General features: G+C 57.0%; 3 protein-coding genes. 1 reads left to right on the top strand and 2 read right to left on the bottom strand.

Annotated elements, in window-relative coordinates:
* Positions 1 to 781: 781 nt before the first annotated feature.
* A complete protein-coding gene (locus HMPREF3098_RS06620) occupies positions 782 to 1189 on the bottom strand; it encodes an integrase core domain-containing protein (protein WP_168155998.1) in 408 nt (135 codons plus the stop codon).
* Positions 1190 to 1844: 655 nt separating this feature from the next.
* Entirely contained in the window at positions 1845 to 3281 is a 1437-nt protein-coding gene (locus tag HMPREF3098_RS06615; RefSeq protein WP_083284247.1) for a glycoside hydrolase family 25 protein, read from the bottom strand.
* Positions 3282 to 3793: 512 nt separating this feature from the next.
* On the opposite strand from HMPREF3098_RS06615, the gene HMPREF3098_RS06610 reads away from it, so the two are divergent.
* Entirely contained in the window at positions 3794 to 5926 is a 2133-nt protein-coding gene (locus tag HMPREF3098_RS06610; RefSeq protein WP_083284245.1) for a M13 family metallopeptidase, read from the top strand.
* Positions 5927 to 6028 lie beyond the last annotated feature (102 nt).

The following is a 6028-nucleotide window of genomic DNA, read 5'->3' as shown; positions in this document are numbered from 1 at the left end:
AATGCCTAGGAACAAAACCCGGGGCACTTCACTCTCTTGCCTTCCAGGCCAGTCTCGTTCGCCAATAACATCTACATCGACTAGATTCCGCCAGCTCACGAGATGAGCAGATTTATGGCAATATGCACGTGCTGTAACCCTCTGTCCGCGCCCGCCACCGGATCGGATTTCTCGAGTGTTTGAAGTGATGGTTACCCAAGACCCCACGCCGGTTCTTCGATTTCCCCAGAATGCGGCCAGATCTACGCGGACTCTAGCGCGGGAGTTGCTACAGTTATTTTTCTTCCAGAAACCGTGTGTAGATACATCACTACCAGAAGTGTGTGGGTTCTCAGCGTGAGCATGAGGACTACAGATAAACGCTCGTTCAAGGTTTACTGAATTAGTTGCATTCTCGGAGATTGACTCAGATATTAACCCTTCAGGTACTTGCATGGGCTCAAATCCTTCAGGGAGACCTTCCGGGAAAGCGGACTCATCAATTAAACGCCAAGATATGGGTGGGTTTGGGGCTTCTGGTTCAGCATTGGCGGGGATTGCTGTAATGATTGATAATGTGGCTGTCAGTGTCGCAAGTATTGAGGTTCGTAACTTCCGCATGAGGTCTCCTTAGAAGGTTGTGGTTGACTAGCTGCTTCTTTATCTCACTACCATCCCGACATGTTTCTTTGTGTTCGACCTGTTGTGAGAGGCTAGTGAGGATAAACTTTCTAGTTTAAGCGTTTGGATTCAGAATACTTGTGAAAAGCATGGGGATAGGCGGAGGTGGTCTAATCCCGTTTCAGCGGGTAGCTACCATGTCCAAACTTGTTTGATTGCTGATATCACCGGGGCTATTGACCGTATTGAAATACACCTTTGCATCCGGGATCGCAACGACAGGACGACGATGACGGTACCGAGTAGGGTTGCATTCAAAGCGTGCTTGTTTGTACTTGTTACGAACTGCCCACGTCCCATCCAAGACGGACTGTGGGGTGAAGTTCGCCAGGCCTGGGTGATGACGGCGCGTGTTATAAAACTCCACCCACTCGGCTACCCACTGGGTAACATGCTCGATTGACGCAAAAACCTGCGAGTACAACTGGTCATTTTTCAGCGTGGCAAACGACGACTCCACACGCGGATTATCGTCAGTCGCATGCTGGGCTTGCCTGCAAGTTGTTAACAGTGTGTTTGTATAGCTCACGCGGCCATTTCTATGGCTTCGTGGAGTTCGTAGTCGATCGGGCTTAGATAGCCGATCGATGAATGGATCCGCTTGCGGTTGGAGAGTCCTTCAATCCACGCTCTCACACCCTCGTAGATTTCGTTACGGATACGAAAACGCATGGCGGTAATAGTGGTGTGGGCTCACCCGATCGAGGATGACGTGGGAGCCATAGGAAAAAGAAACATCATCGAGGGTAATTGCGGGCATGGTGATCCCCGGGACGTAGTAGAAACTTCGGTGACGTCTCAGCAGAACTGAGTGGAGATCACTTGGTCACCGGAAATGCACACTCCTCGATTAACGGGCGCGATCAACTGGCAGGTATGACCACATTTCACACAGCAAGCAAACGTCTGAACTAGAGATGCTTCATTTGAACCACTCACGCCGCGAGCGCGAGTGTTCCGCCATTTTGTATCCAAGTCGGGTTGGAAGCTTCCAAGCGCGTACACGCGCTTGGATCGATTCCTTGCAGCAGTGTCGGCACTAGCACCGGCACTGCAACCCTACATAGGTCAATCCGGCAGGTACGTACGGCGAAGCTAACGCAGTACCGGCGCCATCAGGGCACCCCACACTTCGCAGTTACTCCCGCGCCAGCACCCCGCGCCGACACCATCAGGGCACCCCACTACTTCGCAGTTACTCCCGCGCCAGCACCGTTTCCAGCGCCTGCACCCTTCGCGCCGCCCTGAACCAGCTGAGGCAACTGCTGAGCGGCCTTCTTGCCCGCTGGGGTCGGGACCGCCTTGGCTGCCTCATCAGCCAGTTCCTGCATCGCGTTCGGATCTGCGGAAACCTGGCCACTTTGCAGCTTAGCGTTCCAGTTCTGCGTACCACCGAACTGCTGCAGCAGCTTCAGCAGCTGGCTGACATTTATCTGGCCACCTGCGCCTGCCCCGCCCGCGCCCGCGGAGCCGGCAGCACCTTGCAGTAGAGGCAGCAGCGCGTCGATCGGCACCTGCCCGCCCGACTTATTGAATTCTTGGAAGGCTTTAGCCAACGCAGTAACGGCCTTCAATCCTTCTTGCCCGGCCTTCACGGAGCCTGAGACCTGATCGGGCTGAGGCGCGCCCTCAGATGAGCCCATGGCCGTACCCTGAAGCTGCTGAGCCCCCTGAGTTAGCAACGTCTCCGGGGATACGCGCCCGCCAATCACACCCAGCAAAAGCATCACGAAGTCGGTCGTCAGTGGCACATCCACACCGGTGAGGTGTTCCACCTTATTGACCACACCCGCTTCGTCTTTCACGATGTCGCGAATTGGCTTCAACGCAGCTGCGTCTTTACCCGCCTTTGAATCGGTCGACATTTTCTGCGCCAGCTGCTGCAGTTGTGCATCCGACCCGTAGTACTCGTTCAAGTCCACTTGGGTCTGTACACCTGCTGCACTACCAGAACCGGAGTACTGCCAGAAGGTGACTTCATCCCAGCCACCTGGGATTTGGTTGGGCAGTTGGGTGTTGTAATAGGCCAGCCAGAGTGGGTACTCGGAGAACTCCGTGGTGTTACCCATCTGCTGCATCCAGAATGCGTAGTAGGTGTAGATGATTGGATCGCGCCCGGTCAGGATCTTGATCTCATCAATCCACTCACGCACCCAATTTTGCAGTGAAACTGGGTCCAGCCCACCAGTTTCCTCCAAGTCCAGCACGGGGGGAAGGGATGGCTGCGGACCGGTGGTCAACGCACTTGCGTAGAAACGCGCTTCTGCGCGTGGACTTCCCGTGCCTGGCTTGGCGTAGTGGTAGCTACCAGGCACGATGCCGGCTTCCTGAGCCTTAATGGAATCCGAAACGAAGTATGGGTTGGTATAACCCACACCCTCGGTCGCCTTGACAAAAGCGAATTTTTGACCGGAAGCAGCTACGGCATTCCAGTCAATGGCAGCACCGCCAGGGTGCTGGTGGGAGGCTACGTCAATGCCTGGGAGTGCCCAGGTAGGAACAGGAATCACGTTAGTTGCGAACAACGCCGCAACGGTTGCTGCAGAACCGACGAGGGCCGCTGCAGTGATGCGGGCGGGGGCGGTAGTGCGCGCGTTTCGGCGCCATGGCAATAAAAGCATGAGTAACACAATACTCAAGATTCCCAAAAAACACAGTAGTAACACCAACCTCATTTACATCAATACACAACAATTCTTTCGGCCAACTCTCCATTGCACCCCAAAATCCCTAGTTAACGTCCCGCCGCCCCTCCCTGAGTGCCCCCGCCCCCATAGTTTCCGGTTAAAAAATTTTTCCGCGTTCCGGGCGTGTCTGGCACAAAAGCCACGCCCAATGCATGCTGGCGTTCACGCGTCAGGCGACCTGGTAAGCAAGGCCCCATGCCCCACGCCCAATTCATGCTGGCCTTGTCGCGTTAGGCTCTCTGGCAGGCGAGGCCCCATGCCCCACGCACAATCCATGCTGGCGTTCACGCGTTAGGCGACCTGGTAGGCAAGGCCCCATGCCCCACGCCCAATTGATGCTGTCTCCACCCCATGCCCAACGCGATCTGGTAAGCAAGGCCCCATGCCTCACGCGTGTTTCACTCCAAACCCCAATCGTGTCTGGCTCCATGTCTAAGGTGGAAACCATGACTGAAACGAATTCCAACTCCGCCCCCTCCGCGGGCACCGCAACGACCACGGGCACCACCCCTTCCGCGGGCGCCGCGACAACCACGAGCGCCGCAACAATCCCAGACAATATTTCGGAGCGCTCTACCGGCCGGCCCACCCCGCAACAGGACTTGTACCGCTACATCAACGGGGAATTCCTCGCTAACCACGAGATTCCGGCCGACCGTCCCATTGATGGCGCATTCACCGCGTTGCGCGATCGCTCTGAAGCCGATGTCCGCGCCCTCATCGAAACCACTGCCAAGGAAGATCCCTCCGGCCGGGTCGGGGCGCTCTACTCTTCATTTATGGATACTGCTGGCATTGAAGCCGCTGGTCTTTCTGTTCTCGACGCCGACCTGGATCCGATCAGGTCCGCCTCCCGACTCGAGGATCTGGCGACCGCGTTGGGCACGCTGGATACCTACGGCGTGGGCGGCGCCGTCGGGTACTTCATTGAAAAGGATTCCAGTGAGGACAAGGAAATCGTTTACCTCGTCCAAACTGGCATCGGCCTGCCGGATGAGGCGTATTACCGCGAGGATCAGCACGCGGAAACGCGCGAAGCCTACCAAGCATTCATTGTGGATATGCTGAACCTCGCGCAAGAACAGGCCCGACCCGGCCGTTTCGCGGAGGCCAGCGCTGAAGAGGCCGCTGAGGCCATCTTCGATTTCGAAACCCGCTTAGCCAAGGGGCATTGGAATAACGTCGATAGCCGCGAAGCAGAAAAGACGTATAACCCAACTGCCATCAGCGACCTGCCCACCGCGTTTCCTTTCGCGAAATGGTTGGAGGCCACCCACGTTGATCCACATTCCGCCGGCGGCAAAACGATCATCGTCAATCAACCTTCCTACTTAGACCACGTCGCGGACATGGCCCAAGATTCCACGATTGACCTCGACCAGTGGAAGCTCTGGGCCTACTGGCGAGTACTCACTGCTCGCGCGGGAGTTCTGCCCGAGGCCATTGGGAAGCGCAATTGGGAGTTCTACGGCCGAACACTGAGTGGTGCAACGGAACAAAGGGATCGGTGGAAGCGTGGCGTCGGCCTAGTAGAAGGGTCAGTAGGTGAAGAGGTCGGCCAGAAATTCGTGGCCGAGCACTTCCCACCCGAGTACAAAGAAAAGATGCTTGAACTGGTCGATTACCTCATCGAAGCGTACCGGGAGCGGATTTCGGGGTTGCAGTGGATGACTCCAGTGACGCGCGAAAAGGCGTTGGCGAAGTTGGACAAGTTCCAGCCCAAGATTGGTTACCCAGACAAGTGGCGTTCCTTTGCGGGGCTGGAAATCAGCCCGAAAGGGGCTGACCTAGTGGCCAACGTGCGCGCGGCTGCGGAGTTCAACCACGATTACGAAGTCAGCAAGTTGGGCAAGCCCAGTGACAAGGGCGAATGGTTCGCCACCCCCCAAACCGTCAATGCGTTCTACAACCCGGTGAATAACGACATTACGTTCCCGGCGGCTATTCTGCGCCCACCATTTTTCTCCCCCGATGCCGATGCGGCGCAGAACTTTGGTGCGATCGGCGCAGTCATCGGTCACGAAATCGGGCACGGTTTCGACGATCAAGGGTCGAAGTACGACGGCGATGGCAATTTGAACTCTTGGTGGACCGATGAGGACCGGGAAGCGTTCACCGCGCTGACCAAGCGCCTTGTGGATCAATTCGATGGTTTGGTTCCCACCGGCCTGGAGCAGCGCGGGATCACCGAGCACAAGGTCAATGGCCGGCTCACACTGGGTGAAAACATCGGTGATCTGGGTGGACTGGGGATCGCCGTGGTGGCACTGCGCCGTTACTTGGCCGACCAGGGCCAAGACTTCGATTCCGCGCCAAAACTGCAGATGGAGGGATTGGATGCCGTGGCCAATACCGAATTCACGGCGCTGCAGCGGTTGTTCATTAGCTGGGCCCGGGTCTGGCAAACCGCGATCCGCCCACAACTGTCGGCGCAGTTCATCTCCATTGACCCGCACTCCCCCGCGGAGTTCCGCTGCAACGTCACTAGCTCGAACGTAGCGGAGTTCTACGAGGCCTTCGATGTGCAACCTGGCGACGGCATGTGGCTGGACGAAAAAGATCGCGTGAGCATCTGGTAACTCACGCGACCGGGGGGCTCTCCGTGTTAGAGCCCCCTTTGCGCGGTCGGGCGGCGCAACCAGTCGGGCGGCGCTAGAGATTGCCACCGGTCGGCCAGCGCA

It is taken from the genome of Corynebacterium sp. HMSC28B08 (assembly GCF_001806865.1).
GTDB lineage: Bacteria > Actinomycetota > Actinomycetes > Mycobacteriales > Mycobacteriaceae > Corynebacterium > Corynebacterium auriscanis.
The sequence above is the reverse complement of the archived record's forward strand: the minus strand, read 5'-3'. Positions and strand labels throughout refer to the sequence as shown.